The 21,634-nt window shown below is 47.8% G+C and carries 18 protein-coding genes; 4 read left to right on the top strand and 14 right to left on the bottom strand.

What is annotated here, in order from left to right; genetic code table 11:
* Positions 1 to 11: 11 nt before the first annotated feature.
* Together FYJ51_RS03055 and FYJ51_RS03050 are read right to left on the bottom strand one after the other, a co-directional pair.
* Positions 12 to 992: an aldo/keto reductase gene (locus tag FYJ51_RS03055; RefSeq protein ID WP_154503054.1), complete on the bottom strand. Its 981-nt coding sequence runs from the start codon at positions 990 to 992 to the stop codon at positions 12 to 14.
* 291 nt (positions 993 to 1,283) lie between these two features.
* Positions 1,284 to 2,714, bottom strand: a complete 1,431-nt coding sequence (locus FYJ51_RS03050) for an MATE family efflux transporter (RefSeq protein ID WP_105304569.1) — start codon at positions 2,712 to 2,714, stop codon at positions 1,284 to 1,286.
* A gap of 207 nt (positions 2,715 to 2,921) precedes the next feature.
* Between FYJ51_RS03050 and proB the strand changes: the two genes are divergently transcribed.
* Both proB and FYJ51_RS03040 read left to right on the top strand, forming a co-directional pair.
* Positions 2,922 to 3,701, top strand: a complete 780-nt coding sequence (gene proB, locus FYJ51_RS03045; RefSeq protein ID WP_154503051.1) for a glutamate 5-kinase — start codon at positions 2,922 to 2,924, stop codon at positions 3,699 to 3,701.
* Entirely contained in the window at positions 3,698 to 4,954 is a 1,257-nt protein-coding gene (locus FYJ51_RS03040; RefSeq protein WP_154503048.1) for a glutamate-5-semialdehyde dehydrogenase, read from the top strand. The genes proB and FYJ51_RS03040 overlap by 4 nt, the downstream gene beginning before the upstream one ends.
* Here FYJ51_RS03040 and FYJ51_RS03035 read toward each other — a convergent pair.
* The 3 genes from FYJ51_RS03035 to FYJ51_RS03025 are packed head-to-tail and all read right to left on the bottom strand — an operon-like array spanning position 4,951 to position 7,162.
* On the bottom strand, positions 4,951 to 5,394 hold the full coding sequence (locus FYJ51_RS03035) for a threonine/serine exporter family protein (protein ID WP_154503045.1): 444 nt from the start codon (positions 5,392 to 5,394) through the stop codon (positions 4,951 to 4,953). The two genes, FYJ51_RS03040 and FYJ51_RS03035, sit on opposite strands and share 4 nt — an antisense overlap.
* Positions 5,395 to 5,398: 4 nt before the next feature.
* On the bottom strand, positions 5,399 to 6,166 hold the full coding sequence (locus FYJ51_RS03030) for a threonine/serine exporter family protein (protein WP_154503043.1): 768 nt from the start codon (positions 6,164 to 6,166) through the stop codon (positions 5,399 to 5,401).
* Between the two features lie 3 nt (positions 6,167 to 6,169).
* On the bottom strand, positions 6,170 to 7,162 hold the full coding sequence (locus tag FYJ51_RS03025; protein WP_154503040.1) for an N-acetylglucosamine kinase: 993 nt from the start codon (positions 7,160 to 7,162) through the stop codon (positions 6,170 to 6,172).
* A 386-nt stretch (positions 7,163 to 7,548) separates the two neighbouring features.
* Between FYJ51_RS03025 and FYJ51_RS03020 the strand changes: the two genes are divergently transcribed.
* A complete protein-coding gene (locus FYJ51_RS03020) occupies positions 7,549 to 10,401 on the top strand; it encodes an EAL domain-containing protein (RefSeq protein WP_205946144.1) in 2,853 nt (950 codons plus the stop codon).
* A 75-nt stretch (positions 10,402 to 10,476) separates the two neighbouring features.
* Here FYJ51_RS03020 and FYJ51_RS13860 read toward each other — a convergent pair whose 3' ends face one another.
* From FYJ51_RS13860 to FYJ51_RS02985, 7 genes are all read right to left on the bottom strand, one after another.
* Entirely contained in the window at positions 10,477 to 10,950 is a 474-nt protein-coding gene (locus FYJ51_RS13860) for a hypothetical protein (protein WP_328597263.1), read from the bottom strand.
* Positions 10,951 to 11,091: 141 nt separating this feature from the next.
* Positions 11,092 to 12,159, bottom strand: a complete 1,068-nt coding sequence (locus FYJ51_RS03010; protein WP_105304580.1) for a PTS fructose transporter subunit IIC — start codon at positions 12,157 to 12,159, stop codon at positions 11,092 to 11,094.
* A gap of 15 nt (positions 12,160 to 12,174) precedes the next feature.
* Entirely contained in the window at positions 12,175 to 12,489 is a 315-nt protein-coding gene (locus FYJ51_RS03005; protein WP_105304581.1) for a PTS fructose transporter subunit IIB, read from the bottom strand.
* Positions 12,489 to 12,950 carry a PTS sugar transporter subunit IIA gene (locus FYJ51_RS03000; protein ID WP_167836596.1) on the bottom strand — a complete coding sequence of 154 codons (462 nt, stop codon included), beginning with the start codon at positions 12,948 to 12,950 and terminating at the stop codon, positions 12,489 to 12,491. The genes FYJ51_RS03005 and FYJ51_RS03000 overlap by 1 nt, the downstream gene beginning before the upstream one ends.
* The gene (locus FYJ51_RS02995; protein WP_154503035.1) at positions 12,943 to 14,868 is read right to left on the bottom strand and encodes a BglG family transcription antiterminator; all 1,926 of its coding nucleotides are present in this window, start codon (positions 14,866 to 14,868) and stop codon (positions 12,943 to 12,945) included. Before FYJ51_RS02995 ends, FYJ51_RS03000 begins: the two co-directional genes overlap by 8 nt.
* Before the next feature lie 14 nt (positions 14,869 to 14,882).
* A complete protein-coding gene (locus FYJ51_RS02990) occupies positions 14,883 to 15,497 on the bottom strand; it encodes a bifunctional 4-hydroxy-2-oxoglutarate aldolase/2-dehydro-3-deoxy-phosphogluconate aldolase (protein WP_154503033.1) in 615 nt (204 codons plus the stop codon).
* Positions 15,498 to 15,956: 459 nt separating this feature from the next.
* A complete protein-coding gene (locus tag FYJ51_RS02985) occupies positions 15,957 to 17,978 on the bottom strand; it encodes an alpha/beta hydrolase family protein (protein ID WP_205946143.1) in 2,022 nt (673 codons plus the stop codon).
* 240 nt (positions 17,979 to 18,218) lie between these two features.
* On the opposite strand from FYJ51_RS02985, the gene FYJ51_RS02980 reads away from it, so the two are divergent.
* Positions 18,219 to 19,580 (top strand): MATE family efflux transporter, encoded by a 1,362-nt coding sequence (locus FYJ51_RS02980; protein ID WP_154503029.1) that lies wholly within the window; start codon positions 18,219 to 18,221, stop codon positions 19,578 to 19,580.
* Here FYJ51_RS02980 and FYJ51_RS02975 read toward each other — a convergent pair.
* A complete protein-coding gene (locus FYJ51_RS02975) occupies positions 19,568 to 20,404 on the bottom strand; it encodes an HAD family hydrolase (protein WP_154503027.1) in 837 nt (278 codons plus the stop codon). The two genes, FYJ51_RS02980 and FYJ51_RS02975, sit on opposite strands and share 13 nt — an antisense overlap.
* Positions 20,405 to 20,615: 211 nt before the next feature.
* A complete protein-coding gene (locus FYJ51_RS02970) occupies positions 20,616 to 21,557 on the bottom strand; it encodes an MATE family efflux transporter (RefSeq protein WP_154503025.1) in 942 nt (313 codons plus the stop codon).
* Positions 21,558 to 21,634: the final 77 nt, after the last annotated feature.

Raw genomic sequence — 21,634 nt, 5'->3', positions numbered from 1 at the left:
TCTATTCAGGATTACTCTTGCGGATCCTTAATTGCGCCGACTATTTCATGAGGCTGATACAGCTCTTCGAGATACTTGATATCCTCCTTTGTCAGTTCAAGATCAATTGCCTTCACTGCCTCTGCGAAATGCTTCGGGTTCGTTGCCCCGACAATCGGAGAAGCCGCTTCTTTTGCATACAGCCAAGCAAGCGAGATCTCCGACATCGATACTCCGTATTTCTCGGAAAGATCATGAACCCGCTGAATAATCTGCAGATCATTCTCCTTTGCCTGGTCATACTTGTGATGCAGCACCTGATCAGTCTGGCTCCGTTTCGAACCCGATTCCCACCCCAGATGCGACAGATGTCCGCCCGCAAGAGGAGAATACGGCGTGAGAGAAACACCGTACTGCCTGGCAACCGGGATCAGTTCACGCTCGTCTTCCCGATAAAGCAGATTGTAATGATTCTGCATCGAAGAGAACATCGTCCAGCCATTCTGCTGTGCAAGGTTCTGGAGATTATGAAACTGATATCCATACATTGCCGACGCGCCAAGAGCCCGGACTTTGCCAGCTTTAACAAGGCCATCTAATGCCTGCAGGGTTTCTTCCATCGGGGTTGTGTAATCAAAACGATGAATGATATAGAGATCCAGGTAATCCGTTCCAAGTCTCGATAAAGTTCCTTCAATCTCCCGATTGATCGCTTCTGCAGACAGATGCCCCGGATTGAAGTAGACCTTTGAAGCAAGCACAACTTTATCTCTTGAAATTCCGAGATTTCTGAGCGATTTGCCCAGATATTCTTCGCTGGTTCCATGGGCATACTGATTTGCCGTATCGAAGAAATTGACTCCGAGATCATATGCATATCCGATCATCTTTTCTGCTTCCGGCTGTTCCAGGGTCCAGAGATGAAAGTCTTCGGAAGGCTTTCCATAAGACATGCAGCCGACACAGATCCTGGAGATCTGGATATCCGTTTTCCCAAGCTTCGTATATTTCATGATGGTTCACTCCTCGTTGCTATGCAGTTATCATAGTATGATTTTCTTCTTCAGGAAAGCTTCCCTATCATGGGAACGCAGCTTAGAAAAGCTAGCAATTCATCAGAGTCTGATTCACCACCGTACGTGCCCTTCAACATGCGCCAGGTGCAGCCATGCAGTATCGGATTTCTGTCTGTGCATCGGCTCTCTCCTTGCTTGACTGCCCCCAGAAGCACTCCTATTCATCAGGACGTAGTTCTGACCATGCAATAAAAAACTATTCCGATTCAGGCGGAATAGTTTCGTTCCTCATTCTGCAGTTCTGGTTTCCCGGGTCTCCTGAGATAAGGTATTTTCATCAAGCTGACGATAAATCGTCCGGATCATCCAGACAGCAATCGCAAAGGTGACAATATCTGCTGCAGGCATCGAAAACAGAATTCCTTCCAGGCCGAACCACTTCGGCAATAGAATCGGCAGCGTAACTCCAAGCACTACTTCTCTTACCAGAGACAGAGAAGAAGACAGGAATGCTTTGCCAAGTGCCTGAAGATAGATGAATGTTCCCTTATTCAGCGTTGCCAGCGGCAGCAGACACAGATAAATCCGGAACGCTTTCAATGCAAACTCACGGTAGTATTCTGATTCATTTGCAGCTCCGAACAGATTCATGATCTGTCCCGGAAATAGCTCAGCAATCGCAAGGAAGATCAGACCCGCAATTAGTTCCGTCTTCAGCATAAGACTGAACAGTTTTCTGACCCGTTCATTCTTTCCGGCTCCGGTATTATACGCCGCAATCGGTGCACAGCCCGCTGCTGTTCCGACTGCCACGGAAATCACCACTTGGAAATACTTCATGACAATGCCGATGACTGCCATCGGAATCTGCGTATAGCCAGGCTGTCCGAAGACCGGATCAAGCAGACTGTATTTCTGAATCGTGGAATTCACTGCTGCCATTGCTGCAACTAAGGCAATCTGCGACAGGAAACTGGTAATACCGAGTGCAAGCATCCGATTATCCATCTTGCGATTCAGAACAAAGCATTCTTTCGTGATCTTCATTGCATTCATATTCCGCAGATACCATACAGATGCAATTACGGTGAGAACCTGACCGGCAACCGTTGCAACCGCCGCTCCCGTCATTCCCATGTGGAATCCATAGATCAGCAGCGGATCCAGAATAATATTTGCAATGCAGCCAAGCAGGGTTGCAAACATTGCAAACCGCGGATTTCCATCTGCCCGGATGACAGGGTTCATTGCCTGTCCGAAAACATAGAACGGAATTCCAGCAGAAATCCAGAAGAAATACTCTTCTGCAAATGCAAATGTCTGGTCATTCACCCTTCCCCCGAACATCGTGATCAGCGCATCATCAAACCGGAAATAAACCACCATCAGAACGATACCGATAATAATGGAGAGAATCACGGCATTGCCGACATTCTGTCCTGCTTCTTTTCCTTCCTTGCGGCCGAGCGCCATGGATACCATCGTGCAGCAGCCATCTCCGACCATGACTGCCAGAGCCAGCGCAATGACTGTCAGCGGGAAGACAACCGTATTTGCTGCATTTCCATAAGAGCCAAGCTCAGGTGCATTTGCGATGAAGATCTGGTCTACAATATTGTAAAGCGCACCAACCAGAAGGGAAATCACGCAGGGGACTGCATATTTTTTCATCAGTTTTCCAAGCGGCTGCGTTTCCAGATAAATATTCTCGTTTTCCATAAAAAAAACTCCTGGAGTGTTCTGCCAAAGGAGTGTTCTGCCAAAGCGCCCGGTTCAGCGCATGACGTATTATCGCACTGCAGATCGAAAAATTTCAAGCAGAAATTCTGTAAACTTGCTGTGCTGAAACAGCCAGATTCATGCATATTTTTTCAAGTCAGTTCAGCTTCATCCTATATAATAGGATCAATCAGAAAAGAGGTTCATATGTCTCGTATTGTCGTCAAAGTCGGAACCAGCACCCTGACCTATGCCAATGGCAGTCTGAATATCAGGCATATCGAGAAACTCGTCAAAGTGCTGAGCGATCTGAAGAATGCCAGAAATGAAATCGTTCTGGTAAGCTCTGGTGCCATCGCCATGGGAATCGGCAAACTCGGACTTGCTCAGCGTCCGAAAGACATGGCTAGCAAGCAGGCTGCTGCCGCTGTCGGGCAGTGTGAACTCATGTATACCTATGATCGCCTGTTTGAAGCATACAATCATATCGTAGCCCAGGTCCTTCTGACTGGCGAAGATCTCAATGAAGCATCCAGACGGAAGAACTTCGAGAATACGATGAACCGCCTTTTGCAGATGTCGGCTATGCCGATTCTGAATGAAAATGACACGATGGCAACCGATGAGATTTCCAGCATCGGCGACAATGATTCGCTGGCTGCACTTGTATCCATTGCCATTCATGCAGATCTCCTGATTCTGATGTCTGATATTGACGGTCTTTATGACAGCAATCCCCGGGTCAACCCGGATGCGAAGCTGATCCCAGTCGTTTTGGAGATCACGGATGAAATCCGCAGCATCGCCGGCGGAGCCGGTACTCCCAACGGAACCGGAGGCATGCTGACAAAACTCCATGCTGCCGAACTGTGCATGGATCATGGCATTGATATGGTCATCCTGAACGGGGCATTCCCTGATCTTCTGTATGATGCCATTGAACACAGAACTACAGGCACTAGATTTCCAGGAAGGAAGGACCTATGACAACGGAACAAATCCTTCAGAATGCCCTGATCGAAAAGCAGAAACCAGTCCCCTCTGAAAACCAGCTGGACCAGGCACTTCTGCGGATGGCAGATTGCCTGATTGAAGACCAGAGAGAGATTCTGAAGGCAAATGAAGAAGACATCGCTGCTTATGGAGAAAGGCTAGGTCCAATAAAGACCGATCGTCTGAGGCTGAACCCGGAACGGATTTCCGATATGGCAGAGGGACTGCGTCATGTTGCCGGGCTCCCATGCCCGTTCGGCGAAATCCTGGAAGAAAGAACCCTGGAAAATGGCCTTCATCTGAAGAAAGTGCGCGTCCCGATAGGAGTTGTCGCAGTCATCTATGAATCCCGCCCGAATGTGACAAGTGATTCTGCCGGGCTGCTGCTGAAGAGCGGAAATGTGGCAGTGCTTCGTTCCGGGAAGGAATCCTGGCATACCTCTGATATCATCATCCATTCCATGCAGAAGGCGCTGAAGGAAACAGGCATTCCTGAAAACCGGATCCAGCTGATTCAGGACTGCACGCATGAAAGCGCAAGAGAGCTGATGAAGGCAGAGGGGAAGATCGATCTCTTGATACCAAGAGGCGGAAAGAATCTGATTCAGACCTGTATCAGAGAGTCCACAGTACCGGTTATTGAAACAGGAACCGGAATCTGCCATATCTTCGTTGACGAAGATGCCGATCAAGAGCAGGCACTGAACATCATCGAGAATGCAAAATGCAGCAGGCCTTCTGTCTGCAATGCAGAGGAAGTCCTGCTGGTTCACGAATCAATTGCATCAGAATTTCTGCCGAAGCTGAAAGAACGTCTGGTCGATCAGCGCATGGCACGCAATGAAGTCCCGGTAGAACTCCGGCTGGATGAAACAGCAGCAGGAATCATTCCTGGAACCCCTGCCGGCCCGGATGATTTTGATACAGAATTCCTGGATTATATTCTTGCGGTCCATGTTGTGAAAAATATCGAAGAAGCAATTGCCCATATCTGCAGACATTCAACCCACCATAGTGAATCGATTCTGACAGAAAATCAGGAACACATTCAGAAGTTCCTGGATCAGGTTGACAGTGCCTGCGTCTATGCTAACGCAAGCACCCGATTCACTGACGGAGGCATCTTCGGACTCGGATGCGAAATCGGAATCTCAACGCAGAAACTGCATGCAAGAGGTCCGATGGGTTTGAAAGAATTATGTACCTGGAAATATGAACTGATCGGAAAGGGACAGATCCGTGATTAAGGATTCTGTCTCTTTTTCTCCGCTTCTTTCATCATGAAGATCACGGTCCAGATAATACTCATGCCAAGCGCAATCGCCACGGCAAACTCTGCCATGAAATAGAACTGCTGCAAAGCAAGGGCTGAATCCCCCTGCACTGCCGCAAGCATCCCATAGTACAGATAAGAACCCGGAACCAGCGGAACTGCCGCCGGAATCACAAACAGGGTTGCCGGCACATGCCGGATCCGGGCAAGAATTTCTGCATAGGCAGCTGCAAATGCTGAAGCAGCAAGACATGGCATGAAGATTCCGTTCCTTTTGAGCAGAAGATAAATCGCCCAGGTCATAAGACCGCCGAGGGCTGCTTCAAAAAGCAGTTCCTTTCTCAGATGAAACATTCCCGCAAAGCCAAGCGACCCGAAGAAGGCCACAGTCAGCTGAATAACAATCAGATTCATCTGCTCACCTCCCTGCCGCCATGATTGCCAGCATGAAGCCCGCTGCAATCGCAGCAGCCCGGACAAGGCTCTCCGTCAGTCTCAGGGTGCCGCTGATCGTATCTCCGACCAGCACATCGCGGATCGAATTGGTCATCGGAATTCCCGGAATCAGCAGCATGATGTCCCCGATCATAATCAGATCGGCATTCAGTACCGGATTGATCCTCGACAGAATGCTGACGCATAATCCGGTCAGGAAGCTTGCCAGAAGATTGAATGTGACCGCATTGGGACAATGCGGTTCCAGATGGTCTGAAAGACTCTGAACAAAGAGACCCATGACTCCAGCAGTCAAGCCATCCAGCATACTGCCCCCGAAGAAAACCGCAAATCCACCCGCCCCCAGGAAACTTCCGGCATAGCTCCAGCTGTGCTTTTTCGGTTCCGATACGATTTTCATGATCTTATTCTGCAGTTCTCTGCTGGAACAAGGTTTTCTGCAGAAATCCCTGCTCAGCTGATTCATCTCTTCCAGTCTCTGGAAATCATTCGTCCCGCTGACCAGAACTCTTCTGGTCTCGGTGTATTCTTTTTCTTCCGGGTCTTCCATCGTCACGACGATACTGCTCGTGATGACAAACACATTCATTTTCACTGCTCCCGAAGCTATTCCCATGCGGGTAATCGTATCTTCCACTCGCTTGACTTCGGCCCCGCTCGTCAGCATCATCTCGCCAAGATCCAGAACTGCATGCAGCAGTTCCTTCCGCTCTGCTTCATTCTCTTTCATGTTCTACCCCGCAAGCGATTCCTCTGCTCTGCGATCCGTTTCTCTAAGCATCTCAAGAAGGTCTCCGCCCAGTTCATGCCCATCTGCCTTCATAGCCAGAAGGACACCCCCTCCTGCAGGGCCCATGAAGGGAGCCATCAGCCTAAATCTCTCCGGAAGCGATTCCTTCAGAGGATCCAGCAGATACCCTCCGCTATGAAATACTCCTCCAGACCAGGAAACCGGAATCGAACTTCCGAAATTTCCCTTTCCTGCCACCGCTTCAGCAATTTCAGCCAGCTCACCGGCAGCTTCCCTGTAAATAGACCGGCAGACCGGATCTTCAGCCTCAGCTCCCTCCAGAACTATTCTGGAAAGCGAAGCAATCCGATCCCTGCTGCCATTCCACTCTTCGATCACTCTGCTCAGCATTTCTTCGGGTTTCTTCAGGCTCAGCCTCTGCATGACGAGATCATACAGCCGCGTCTTTTCTTCTCTGCCATCTGCCTGCTTGGTGAAATGTTCCAGCAATCGGCAGGCAATCCAGTAGCCGCTGCCCTCATCCCCGCCGAAGAGATGATGCCATCCGCCTGCCCGATACTGGTTCCCATCCAGATCAATCCCGATTCCGATGGAACCGGTACCGGCAATCAGGTGAATTCCGGACTGCCCGATCAATGAACCTGCAATCGCATTCTCAGTGTCATTGCCGACCATCAGCGTATCTGCCGGAATCATTGCTTTCATCACCTGATCTACCTGTGATTCTTCTTCCGGAATATCTCCATACCCGGCAAGTGCCAGAAAGCAGATGCACCTTCCTTCTCCATGCATCTCTTCTTTTCTGATCCCCGCAACCATCTGCTTCAGCATCTCCGCCGTTTCAGACAAGCCATTAACCAGGTAGTTCGCAGGCGGGCCTTTATGAACCGAAACCATTTTTCCTGCTTCATCTGTCAGCAGGAATGAAGTCTTTGTCCCGCCGCAGTCAATGCCAAGGTAATATTTCTTTTCCATATTCTCTTAGCATTATACCCTGCAGAAGCAGATTCGCTTCCGCAAGCTTGTGAAGGCTGCCAATCATTCCGGAGAAAAAATCTTCATCCGTTCAGCAACCTGATATCGCAGCCCGAACTGCCCTGAGAAACCGAAGATGATACCTAGCTGCGATACGCCACCAGATATGCAGGCGTCGTTCTTATGCATGCAGGGAAAATTCATGCATGATTCATTATTTCAATAAATCTGGATAAAATACCCATTTCTTACCCTTTTTCCTTTAATCCAGGGGAAGCTTTTGCAGTAGTATAAAGTAAAGCATGTTCCGGGCAGCAGAATACTCGCAGAAACTGCTGATTTTCCTGATGAACACAGAAACAAAGCTGGAACTGAGGGGGCAGCTTATGAATAGTCCGTATTATGTAGTCCTGTATCTTGCCTGTGAAGCACTCTGCCTGACTTTTGTGCTGGTGATGGCAGGCAAGATGAATACCGATATCGGATCAGCAGGCGAAGTGCAGCTATTCCGCCGTCTTTCCCTGTGCTCGGTGCTGGAAGCCGCATCTGAATCATTCTGGATGCTGTCAAAATCTCTGATTCCCGGCATGTCTCATGCTCTTCTATCTGCCTCGTGCCTGGGAGATCTTCTGTCTACCGGATATATCGTCAGTTCATGGTACCTGTTTCTGGATTACAAGATCACTCCGCGAGATCATCTTCTGAAGAGATCCAGATGGATGTCTTTCGGGCGCGTGCTGCCGATTCTGGTTCTGAGTGTCGTCGATTGTTCTTCGCTGATTACTCACCAGGTCTTCTACGTGACAGAAAGCGGAGCTTATGTGCGCGGGGAATGGTATCCTGTACATGCATTTCTCTGCTTTTTCTATTTTGCCCTGGTAGTAAAGCTGCTTTCAGAAGGTATGAAATACAGCACGATCAACCGTCAGGAATGGCGTCTCTATCTGCAGTTCTCCCTTCTGCTTGTTGCCGGAGGAATTCTCCAGATCCTGGCCGGATATGTTCCATTTACCTTGCTGTTCTTCACCTTCGGCATGTTCATGATCTTCTCGAGTCTACAGAGCAGGCAGATCGATACCGATGCGCTGACAAAGCTGAACAATCATACGAGAGGCTTTGCATGGATTCACGATCATATCCCTGATGCAGATCAGAAACCATTCTATCTGTTCATGGCGGATATTGACGGATTCAAGAAAATCAATGACAGCTATGGGCACATTCAGGGCGATGAAGCAATCATTCTCACTGCCGAGACACTGAAAAAGCTGTCTGAATCATATCCTTCTCTTTTTCTTTCCAGATTCGGCGGTGATGAATTTCTTTTCGGTGTCATGTGCGAAGAAGCCCAGCCTCATGTTCTGATTCAGAAGTTCTCTTCCTTGCTGTCGCAGGCACTTGATCATTCTTGCCTACCGTTTAGATTCAGCATGAGTGTCGGCTATACCAGGGCGGATCAGACTGATGCCACAGAGCGGGAACTGATTGCAGAAGCAGACAGAGCGCTTTATCTGCAGAAGAGCAGAATCTACCATGGTTCTGATCCTCTGCAGAATACCGTCTCCGCTAAGAGCATTCCTGTTCCTCCGATTCCAGAACCAAGCGCTGTGATCAGCAGTGAGGATCTGGAACAATATATTCTTTCCCATCTCGACGAAGCGCTTGAAAAGAACTGGATCATTCCCTATTTCCAGCCGCTTGTGCGCACCATCACTGAGCATTATTCCGGGGCAGAAGCACTTGCCCGCTGGATCGATCCGGTATACGGGAATATCATGCCGGGAATCTTTGTCCCGATTCTCGAAAAAGCCGGCATGATCTATAAGATTGACTGCAGCATGATCGAATCAGTACTGAAAGCTCAGAGAATGCGCCTCGATGCCGGGCTGCCGGTTTCAACAGTCTCCATCAACCTTTCCCGCCAGGACTTTGAAAAACAGGATATGATTTCCTTCCTCAGAGAGCAGACCAGCAGATATCGCATTTCGAAAGACCTGATTGCTCTGGAGCTGACCGAAAGCCTCCTGGTTCAGAGCAAAGAGAAAATGACTTCGATCGTGAAAGAGCTGCATGACGATGGCTTTCAGATCTGGATGGATGACTTCGGCAGCGGCTATTCTTCCCTGATATTTCTGAATGACTATCAGCTGGATCTGATCAAGTTCGATATGGGATTTCTCAGATCATTTTCTCGTACTTCCCGGGAAATCATGCGCAGCACGGTCAACATGGCAAAAAATCTCGGCATCCGCACGCTGGCAGAAGGTGCAGAAACAGAAGAACAGGTTTCCTTTCTGAAAGAAATCGGGTGTGATCTGATCCAGGGGTACTATTATGCCAAGCCGCTTCCTACCCAGCAGCTTCAGAACTACCTGGAACATAGCGGCAGGCCCTTTGAATCAATTGAATGGAAGCAGTTCTACGATGAAGCAGATACCTGCGTGATCAACAGCGACACTCCCCGTGCAGTCATGGAATATGACATTCCTGACGACCATATTCATTACCTGTTCATCAATCAGAAACAAAAAGAAGAACTCCAGACCCTCGGCCGTTCCCAGATCAGTGAATCAGAATTCGTCCTGAATAACAGAAACACACCGATGCATGCAAAAATGATGGAATTTTACCGCCAGGCAATCGAAACAAGCGAACAAGTCACCTCCTATGTCTCTGACAACTCCTGCTTCTTACGCCTGAATGGCAGAATCGTTGCCAGAAAAGGGGATCGCTGCATTATTCTGCTCTCCATGGTGAATGTCACAAGAGACCGTCTGAACAATACTGGCGAAGTGCTGAATAAGTCTCTTTCTGATTTTTCGCTTCTGTTCGATGATGTCCACGTGCTCAATCCAGCGAGGAATACCGCAGATTATCTGATCAACAATATGAATATCGGCCGCGGCTACAACAATCATGATGACCTCAGGCAGGGCTTGAATTTCTTCGGAAAGAACCTGGTCCACCCGGAAGATCAGAAACGCTACGAGGCATTTGCTGATCCGGATACAATGGTGAAACGGATTCAGCAGGCAGAAGGAGGAATTCTTCGCGATTTCTTCCGGGTTCTGCTTCCGGACAATCACGGACAGAACAAATACATGTGGAAAGAGTTTGATCTCCTGCTGATCCCCGGTTCTGAAGATGAGAAAGTTCTCTCCTGCATCAAAAGCATTGACCCTACTGCCGGCGGCCTGGTTCTTCAGGAAAACTACGAACCCGAGAAACAGCCAGCCTGATTCATGAATCACTGATATCCGAAAAGATCCCGGATGCCATCCAGCACCCGGGATCTTCTATATGATGATTCAATCTTACTGATTAACTTCGGAATACTTTCTGCGTTCCGGAGAAAGATTATCGCAGTAATACCGTACTGTCAGATCTGCAGAATCCGAATCATTCAGATACTGATCTCCCTCCAGCATGGCATCACGCACTGCATTGACAGCAGTCTGGATATTATCCGCACAAGGTTCTGCTTCATTCAGAAGATCCCCTGCATTGATCTCAATGTACAGCCAGCCTTTTCCGTTTGCTTCCCATTTCTTTCCATTAATCAGACCCAGATACTCTTCTTCCCTCTTATAAACAGGCTTCTTAGGCTCCGGTTCTTCTTCTGCGACTGCCACTTCAGAAACCACGGGTTCAGCTTCCTTCAGTTCTTCTTCGGCAAGCTCTTCTGCTGCTTCTTCAGTTTCAACTACTGCCTCTTCTTCAAGCAGCTCTCTATGTCTGACGTTCCTTACTTCGGTACGGTAATTCTTTCTCCAGGCGTTTGTTCTCATGTCTTTCCTCACTGATTACGCGACTATTATACCTTGCCTGACTGCTGATTTCTATGCCGGGAGGACTCATGCCTCAGAAGATATATGCATGCATGATACAGAAAAAGACCTGTGCTTTTACGCACAGATCCTGAAGAGAATTCAGTTCTGCGAAGCAGAATCCGTTTCCGGTTTCTCCGCCGGCTTCTTCATCAGCAGTGACAGAATCACACCCGTGACAAGAGCCCCGGCGATAATTGCCAGAGAATACATCCCCTTTCCAGTCACGACTGGAAGAACAATGAATCCGCCATGAGGAACCGGGCACTCGACTTTGCCAGCTAATGCGATCAATGCACCGACGATGCTGCCGCAGATCGAAGCAGGATAGACCGCCTTCGGATGAGCAATGGCAAACGGAATCGTTCCTTCGGTGATACCCATGACACCCATGATTCCAGCTGCTTTTGCGTTATCTTTCTCTTCCTGAGAGAACTTATGCTTTGCAAATACAGTTCCCAGGAATACGCCGATAGGAGGAATCGAAACAAGCACACGGAAGATGCCATTCGGCCAGTAGACACCATCATTGATCAATGCCAGGGTGAACATGGACACTGCCTTGGTAACAGGACCGCCGAAGTCAATTTCTGCAAAGACACCCATGAACATTGCCAGACCGATTGCACTCGTGGTGCTCAGGTTGTTCATATAGCTGAGCAGCGCATTAACCAGAGCAGAAATCGGATAGCCAAGTACGAAGTAATACAGTGTGCCGACTGCAAGAACGGTGAGAACCGGAATGATGATGATCGGCATGACTGCCTTGATTGCCTTCGGAACATTCCAGCCTTTCATCCATTTCACGATATAGCCAGCAATCAGTGCAAGCACCAGAGCCCCGAGGAATCCGGACTTCACATCGACCCCATTGATGCTGATGGTATTATTTGCCAGATAGCCCAGAACGAATCCAGGTGTCAGACCCGGCTTGCCTGCCATGGAATAGCAGATATATGCCGCAAAGACTGGAATCATCATAGCAAGACCATCTTTGCCTAATACATTCAGGAACTGCATGAATGCATTTGCCGGGACAAGTCCTTTTTCAGTCTGCTCTGCACCAAGCAGAGATACTGCCAGAATCACGCCGCCTGCAACCACGACAGGCATCATGTACGAAACGCCGCTTAACAGATACTTCTGAATATCTTTAAAAAACTTTTTCATAGCTCCCCCTTACTGCTACTTTCCTTCTGCCAGGCTGACTGCTCTGTCGATCAGTCCTGCTGTATTGGAAATTGCTTCATTCACATCGGTATTGATAACTTTCTTTCCTTCAAAGCGATCTTCGCCTTCAATGGTGATGCTGACTGCCAGAATGACCACATCAGCGCTTTCAACATCTTCCTCCGTCAGCTCATTCTCAATTCCGAGCCCGCCCTGAGTCTCGATCTTGTAATCAATCCCTCTCTTCTTGCATTCCTTTTCCAGGCATTCCTGCGCCATATAGGTATGCGCAATCCCGGTCGGGCATGCCGTAACACCGATAATCTTCATTATTCTTCTCCTTCGATCGACTGATCAATTTCATTCAGGAGTTCGAATGCCTGCTCCTGATCTGCTTTTCTCAATGCTTCCCGGAAATCGTCATGAATCAGATTCCGGCTGATCTGAGACAGAATTCTCAGGTGCAGATTGCCTGCTTCTTTCGATTCCGGAACCCCGATCATGAAGATCATGTCCGGCAGATCTTTCTGCCGCTCATCCCAGACGATTCCATGCTTCAATCTCACAAATACGATGAACGCTTCGCTGACTGCCGCACATCTTCCATGAGGAATTGCAACACCGAACCCGACTGCAGTAGGCATCGTCTCTTCCCGTTTTCTGATCTCTTCGGCAAATGCCTCTCTGTCATTGATCAGATTCAGTTTTTCCAGCTGATCAAAGCACAGGTTCAGAACTTCGTCCTTCGATTTCAGATCGCAGTCTGTAAATATCAAGTCTTTTCTAATCATGTAAGCTTCCCTTATATATTTCCCGAACCACTTCGTCCAGAGAATCAGCCGCAGCAAGCTTCTGAACATTGCTCTTGTTCATGACAAGCTCAGAGACTGCATTGATAATCTGCCTGGAACGTTTGATATCTTTCTCGGAGAGCGCAAGGAACACAACCACATTGACTCTGTAATTCGTCCATCTGATTGCTTTCCTGCTGACCCATACCGCAAGCGCCGTCTGGTTCACATACTTGACTGCACCATGCGGAATCGCACCGCCATAAGGCGTATCCGTACCGCCATTTGCTTCGCGCGCAAGCAAGGCAGAACGAAACTCCTTCTCTGTATAGCCACGTGATTCAAGGTCCGTGCACACCCGGTCAATCACCTCTTCCCTGGTGCACTCTTCTCTGCTGAAATAGATGTTATCCACCGGGAGAAATTCTCTGAACAGATTCCCGTTCTTCTCTGACTCTCCCTCCGTATTCTTCACACTCTCATAAATCCGCTGAATTTTCCTGAGATCCTCTTCTGAAACCAGCATCGAGACTTTGACTACCGGAATGCTCAGCTGCGGGATATCAACCGTTGTGACTACAAATGAGAATTCCGACAGATCATACTGTTTTGCCTTGTCAATGGAGGAAACCTCAATAATATCAAGCTTCGGAAGCACTCCTTCTATCCGGTTGGCAATAATGTTCGAAGCAACCACCCCATTCGGGCAGACAATCAGAATTCTTCTGCTGATCCGCTTTTCCTCGACTGCATTCTGGAAATACAGCATCAGGAAACCGACTTCATCATCACTGATCTTCCGGAATCTGGCATCCGCAATGTTCTCAACCGCAAGCCAGGTCAGATTAAACATATTTCTGAACTCGCTCTTGATATCCTCCATCATGGGATTCACAATCCGGATTCCATGTTCCAGCCTGAACAGCAGCGGTCCGATATGATTCAGCAGGCTTTCTCTCAGCTCCTCGTCATCCGATAAGCTGATCGAGAGAATTTTCTCCATGCTCTGAATCAGCTGATCTGCAATTTCAAAGACATCCTTATTCACAACGGTTGTAGACTTGGAGAATCTGACCTTATTTGCGCTCAGAATAATTGAAAGAGTAATCACATCATCTGTGCTGTACTGGAACGTTTTCCCGAAACGGTCTCTTTCCATGCGCAGAAGATCGCTCGCCACGAAGTAATTCGTCATTTCCATGACCTTTGATGCATTGAATTCCTTCTGCCCGAGCAGCACATGATGACCTTTCTCAATTCTCCATGTCAGCGCCAGGATTGAAGCAAACAGGTTTTCTTTGTAATAGTAAGCCTCCTCTGCCAGCCGGTATTTATGAAACGAATCGATCAGGTTCCTGCATACCAGCAAAGTCTTCTCATCATAGAAGTCAGCCAGAAATTTCGATTCCGCAAGCGCTTCAAATCCGATGTTCTCTCTTCCGATCAGATACCTGTTAAACTCTGACAGAGATTTGAACCACTGTTCATTCGTCCCGGCAAATCTCGTCCCGACATCACTGCTTTCAATGGCGATCATGTCCGGCCCTCGGAACATCTCCCGGATCACTTTCACATCATTGACCACCGACGAAACAGAGACATAATACCGATCTGCAATTTCCTGATAGGTTATCTTCTTTTCGTCGATCAGCAGAATCCTGATCAGATCCAGTCTTCGTCTTTCAGCAGTAATCTGTTCTTCTTCAGAATCATTTTCCGAAAAATCATCTCTGACCAGTTTTACTCCGACACCAGACTTCTTGCTGAGAATCAGACCATTCTTCTCCAGTTCATCCAGGTCATTATGAACGGTTCTCACAGAGTAATTGACCTTTGCTGCAATCTCGCTCACGGTCAGATATCCATCTGCATTCTCAAGAATCTTTCTGATTTGTTTCCGCCGTTCATCAACCTTCATAAATGACCAGATTTCTAATCAAGCTGCTCTTCGAATTCTTTCAAGGACTTTCTCATGCTGTCCAGATTTCCGGCTTTGATGTCTTCCTTCCGGAAAATTCCGCCAGCGCTTCCTACATACTGATATCCGGACTCAAATGCTTCTCTTACGTTGTTCTTATTGATACCGCCGACTGCCATCAGCTTCAGGTTTCCCATCGGCTCACACAGTTTCTTAGCATAGCTTAAGCTCAGCTCATTTGCAGGGAAGATCTTCACGATATCAGCGCCATTGTCAAACAATTCGCCAACTTCTGAAGGGGTGAACCCTGCCGGTACAGACACCATGTTATGCTCTTTGCAGAAATCGAGCATTTCTTTGCTCATCATCCTCGGAGATAATGCAAACACAGCACCTGCAGCCTGAACCTGCTTCAGTTCATCCAGATACTGCACCGTTCCAGCTCCTACATTCAGGCGATCGCCATACTCTGCAGCAATCTTACGGATGGTTTCCACTGCTCCTTCTGTATTCATGGTAATTTCCATGTTGCGTACATACTTCGCATTCAGAAGAACTTCTGCAACTCCTCTGACCTGCTCATAAGTATATCCGCGGAGAATCATTGTTACTTTGCTTAATTCCACCATCTGGTTTACCTCCCATGTACAATCTACTTTGCAGCAAGAAAGGAAACCATCCTAAAAAATTGCAACAATACCCGTTGCAACAATTGCAGGAATTCAAAAAATATGACCTGGATATCATTCGTGCAGTTCTGAACCGGTGAATAAAACAAGATGTCTATGAGGATCAAGTCCATGTATTTTAGTCACAATTTCAGATTCTTTAAGTCCGGTCAGTCATTGATGATTCCTATATCAGGAAATTTCAGAAATAGCAGCAGAGATCTCCCAGAATGCATGATTTCAATCTATCATGCATGCAGATGCGTGATCAGTGAGTTCATTTCCATCGATTCAGTCTCTCAAAGCTATCAGCAGAAATGCATGCAGACAAAAGGGCTGGCAGATTGCCAGCCCGACGATAATTGTCTCAATGAATCAGTTCTGCATGAATTGCTATACGGAAGCACTGATTCTGTTTTCTCAGCGGAATACCACAAATGTATTAGCTACCGACATCACTGTAATCAGAATTCCGTTCAGGAATGCCGCAGTCCAGACATTGCCTGTCTTCTTATAGAGTGCTCTTGAGATCACAGCAGCAACTGCCAGTGTAGGAACCATAGCGATAATCATGATTCCGGATAATGCAGCATCCGGATAGAAAGCAGTTCCGGTCGCAAATAGCGTCCCATACTGAATAGCCACCCATAATGCAGGTCCGCCAGCATTCATCAGCACAGCGGTCACATAGCCTTTCCATCCTTGAAGATTCTCTTTATTCGTATTCACGGTAATGCTGATGGTAGACATCAGATAGTACAGCAGGAAGGTTGGAATATACCGGATCATTGCCGGCAGATACGATGCATCAAATGTCTTGAACGCAAATGTCCAGATTCGGAAGTCGGTCTTGAAGACTGCATCTACCAGGAACAGTACTGCATAGCCTGCAGCCACCGCCAGCAATCCAGCACACAATCCAGCAAGAATGGTCTTCGGTTTCCATACGATACCATAGTCTTTCCATGTATAACCCTGCTTTGCCAGCATGAACGTATATACCAGGCTCAGAACCACTGCACAGATCAGTCCGCTTGCCACAGTCCAGTAGACAATGGAATTCAGACCGACCGCTGTCCAGAACTGATTATTGCTGTACATCGTAGTTCTGCATACGACTGCAAGCAGGCAGCTGAATAGAACTGCGCATCCTGCCCCGATTCTGGTATTCTTTTCCTTATTCCGGAATAATGCAATCACTCCAGCAGCAGCCGACGCAATGGCCAGCCAGAAGAGCACCAGCACACTTCCAGTACCAGGCTGCCCGTTCACAAGGCCATAGAAGAAGATGGACGGAAGCAGTGATGCAATGATCAGAACGATGACTGACGCCGCTCTGGAACTCCCTTTCTCAGCAGGGGACACTGCAAGTTCGCCAGTAGAAGCTGCTGAGAATACCGGAACCTCCGTAAACAGTTCTCCGAAAGCGATCAGCAGAATCACAAACCCGATCAGTGCGATGCACTCACATGCTTCTTTCCACTGCCAGATCTGACTGTCAGCTGAAACATCCTTCAGCTGGCTGCTGTAGTCTGCAAATGCAGTCATVAAGAAGCTGATCGCATCTGCTGTTGTTGTCTTGGAAAAGTGGTTCCATGGATGCGTCTGTGCAGGTTCATAAACTATCCGATTCCCGCCATCTGCCGTTTCATACCAGGTTCCCGGAGTTCCAGGCTCTGTAAGCTCCAGGAATGTCTCACCATCAGAAGTTGAAACGAAGTCTTTCTTTCTGACCGTTCCTTCCTCTTCCCCTGCATTGAAGAAGAACTCATCATACTGCGCAGCAACCTTTCCCATATATCTGCCGCCGCCCAGTGCGTCTGCAGTCGCCGCATCAATATTCAGAATCGAACTGTAGCTGAAGTCAGAGCCTTCTGTAAGGCCTGCAAAAACTTTTCGAACTCCTGTCTCTGCATACTGACTTTCATCCATTGCAAGCGCCATCGTCGTAGAGAAACCGCCCATGGAATGACCTTCAATTCCGATGATTCCATTTCCATCGGAATCTTTCAGCACATACGGCTGCTCATACATATACTGCACTGCGTCATTCATGGAATTCAGCCAGAAAGGCAGCCATACTCCGAAGAACGAGGCATCGCTGTAATTCTCTTCTGACAGATTTGAATGACCATGATCATACTGGTCCAGCGCCAGGACAACAAAGCCTCTTCTGGAAAGTTCAATTGCATTGGCATCCTGCATTTCACAGGAATTCAGATAGCCATGCGTTACAATGATCGTAGGTGCCGGATTGTCTTCAGATACATCCTTCGGCATGTACAGAAGTCCGCTCAGTTCTCCATGTCCGCCATCAAAGCGGATCCGGCTCACCTTTACGGAGCCCATTCCGGAGTTGAACAGACTTGCAAAAATACTTCCGGCCAGCGTTAAAACAATTCCGATGCAGAAAAGCTTCTTCAGGTGCTGTTTGATTTTCATGAATTTTCCCCTTCTAGCAATTATTAGAAACCTGCAAGCATGAATCTCTGACCTCATTATAGTCTAATCTTGTATACATGGAACAGGAAATGGACTAGTTTTTTTCTTCACAACATTCTCTCTTTTAAGAGACCCTCAGAAATCATCAGGCCGGAAGGTATCATCGCATGATGAAATCGATATTTAACAAGAAACCAGGAAATGAATAGAATAGACGTTATCGTCTGAAAGGGGAATCTCATGAAGAAGGCAATGACAGAAGGAAACATCTGGAAACAGCTGTTGGCATTCACGCTTCCGCTGTTATTAGGAAACCTATTCCAGCAGACTTACAACCTGGCAGATTCAGCTATTGTCGGTCAGACATTAGGGGCCAATGCTTTGGCAGCAGTAGGGTCTTCCTCTTCGGTTCAGTTCATGGTTCTCGGCTTCTGCCAGGGTTGTGCTGCCGGCTTTGCGATACCGGTCGCATCGTCCTTCGGAGCTGGCAATGAAAAGAAAATGCGCCAGTATGTATTTCTTGGCGCAATTCTGACTGCTGTCATTGCTCTGATTCTGACTCTGACTACCTGTCTTCTGAATACGGAGATTGTTCATCTGCTGCAGACACCTGCAGAGATTGCTGAAGATGCAGAAACCTATCTCTTCATCATCTTCCTCGGAATTCCCTGCACACTTCTCTACAACTATCTTTCTGCAATCCTGAGAGCGATCGGCGACAGCCGTACCCCATTCTATTTCCTGGCATTTTCTTCGATTCTGAATATCGGGCTCGACTTCTACTGCATTCTCAGCTTGCACTGGGGTGTCGCCGGAGCAGCGATCGCCACAATTTTCTCCCAGGGAGTCAGCGGAATCCTCTGCCTTCTTCTGATCAGAAAGAAGTTCAGAATCCTGGTTCCTTCGAAAGAAGAAAAAGCATTTGATCAAGCGATGACCAGAGGACTGCTGAATCAGGGACTGCCTATGGGCTTGCAGTTTTCGATTACTGCCATCGGATCCATGGTGATGCAGACGGCGAACAACGGTCTTGGAACCATTTATGTTTCCGGCTTCGCTGCCGGCGTCAAAATCAAGCAGTTCACGCTCTGCCCGTTTGATGCGCTTGGCGCTGCCATCTCCACCTTCATCTCGCAGAATCGCGGAGCCTGCAAGCCAGACCGCATCCGGCAGGGTGAACATGCCGCAATCACAATCGGGGTCACTTATGGAATCCTTGCCGGTCTGATTCTGATCTTCTTCGGCAGAGATCTATGCATGCTGTTTGTATCTGCAGAGAATGCGGAAGTCCTTGATGCCGGAGGCAGATATCTGAGTTCGCTCGGAAAGTTCTACTGGGTGCTTGGTTTCCTGATCACGAAGCGCATGAGTGTTCAGGGCCTAGGCTGGAGCAGACAGGCCATGATCGGCGGAATCATAGAGATGATTGCACGCTGTGCAGTTTCTTCAATCTTTGTTCCGCTGTACGGTTATACAGCAATCTGCTTCACCGATCAGTCTGCCTGGATCTCTGCATCTATCTACCTGTTCTTCATCTGGAAGAATGCACTGCATCATGCAGAGATGGAAATGAAACAGGAACTGGCAATTCAGAAACACTGATCAATCAGTCCTAGCTTGCGGAATGCATTTGCAATTCCATCTTCATCGATATCATCAGTCACAAAATTGGCTGCTTCTTTGGCAATCACAGCACCGTTGCCCATGGCAACACTGATTCCTGCAGCTTTAAGCATCTCTTTATCATTTGCAGAATCTCCGAAGGCAATCGTATCTGCCATCGGTACATGATAATATTCTGAAATCATGCGGATGCTCGTAGCTTTGCTGATACCGGCACTGGCAATCTCTCCGCCCATGCCGGAATTGTCGGACTCTGACAGCATGCCCATCCAGTTGAACCGGTCTTTGACGCCATTGATGAACTGTTCCCGATCGGTGTCTTCACGGAAGAATGCATCTGCTTTATAGATTGCCTGCCCATGATAATATTCCCGGAACAGCAAAGGCTCTGCCGGAAATGTCTTCGGATCTCTGCCGCGCTTCATATTTTCATTAAAGCGCACGTGGTAATCTGCAATGCCTGCTTCATCCGAGAAGTATTCCGATACGCCCCGGATCGTCACGCATGCCCTTGTTCTCTCAGCAAGATCCATGAGGTAGACGGCATCGCCCTCTTCCATCGGATGTTCAAAGATGATTTTTCCTTCTGCTTCTGCATAAGCACCATCCTGGCATATCTGACCGCTGATAAAATCCATCTCCCGGAATACTTTCGTGAGAACCGGTGAACGGCCAGAGCTCAGAAACAGCAGATGCCCATTTTCTTTTGCTTCGCGGCACGCTTCTATTGCCGAAGCAGGCACTGAGAAAGTCTTATGAGAAAACAAAGTTCCGTCAATATCAAGAAATATCAGTTTCTTCATGGTCTGCTCCTATCTGACATACCCGGAAAGCATATCATGGTTCTCTAAAAACCATCACCTTTTCGTTCAGCTGATCAGTGCAGACCATCCGAGATCATGCAGACAAGCCATGATCAGAAAGCAAAGATGATCAAAACCGTATCAAACGTAACCCGAATCAACACTGTTGTCATCATCAGAGATTCGGCACCTGAAGATCCGAAATGGCAGGTCAGGAGATATACTCATGCTGCTTCTTCAGATACCTTGATCTGTAATAGCTCATTGCCCGGTACTCAATGATATCGTGAAACTGAGCAATAAACACAGGATCATCAATAAACGGTCTCAGAGAGTCATTCAGAGCCAGCGCATATCCTTCTTTCTCAGTGAAGTATCCGTTACCGGACTTCAGCAGAAATTTAATCGGCATCTGATGGATTCTCGTAAGATTCTGATGATCTGTCATCGCAAGAAATGCTTCTCTTCCGGAACCGGGATTCAGGTCTTTCCAGTTCGTTCCGGTTGTGAAGAATTCCTTCCACGTCTTCAGAACCTGTTCATCCGTAATCTCCATCAATGGCTTTCCATGATTCCAGAAAGTCATCAGCACCGGCATCTTATAGACCTTGGACATGGAAGTAGTTTCCAGAAGATTTAGAAATCCTTCTGCGGTTTCATTCTGATAAATCTTCTCTTCTTCCGGTGTCAGACAGTGATTCTCATGCAGATAAGCCAGGTAATTGCAAAACGGATTTTCTTTTGCATGTCCATAGCAGTACTCATACAGATCATCCTGCATGCAGGTGAACAAATCCATTCTGGTCGGGACATGACCAACTTCTTCTTTCACTCTGACAATCTCATTTCTGATTCTCTCCCGGATTGACAGGGAACGTTCTTCCATCTTCCCTGCCCCGTAATTCCTGGCAATCACGACACCAGCACCCGTAGAAAACCCGTTGAAGAAGAAGACAGCAATATTGACAATCATCGTCGTAGCACCGATCGCCGCCAGTGCTTCCGTGCTCACGAAATTTCCTACTACAATACTGTCAACGCTGTTATAGAGCATCTGAAACAGATTGCCGATCATCAGCGGAACTGCAAACAGCAGAATCTGCCTGGAAATCGGCCCTTCTGTCATCTTGCAAGCTGTAGTTTTCTCTGCCATTCCTGTCTCCCCTTTCCGATTCTTCTGAAAAATATGGTTTCTATTTTAATTCGCATTTAACATCCGGAATCACTGAG

Origin of the sequence: Stecheria intestinalis (assembly GCF_009696165.1) — a bacterium.
Taxonomy (GTDB): Bacteria; Bacillota_I; Bacilli_A; order Erysipelotrichales; family Erysipelotrichaceae; genus Bulleidia; species Bulleidia intestinalis.
This window is presented reverse-complemented; position numbering and strand designations above follow the sequence as displayed.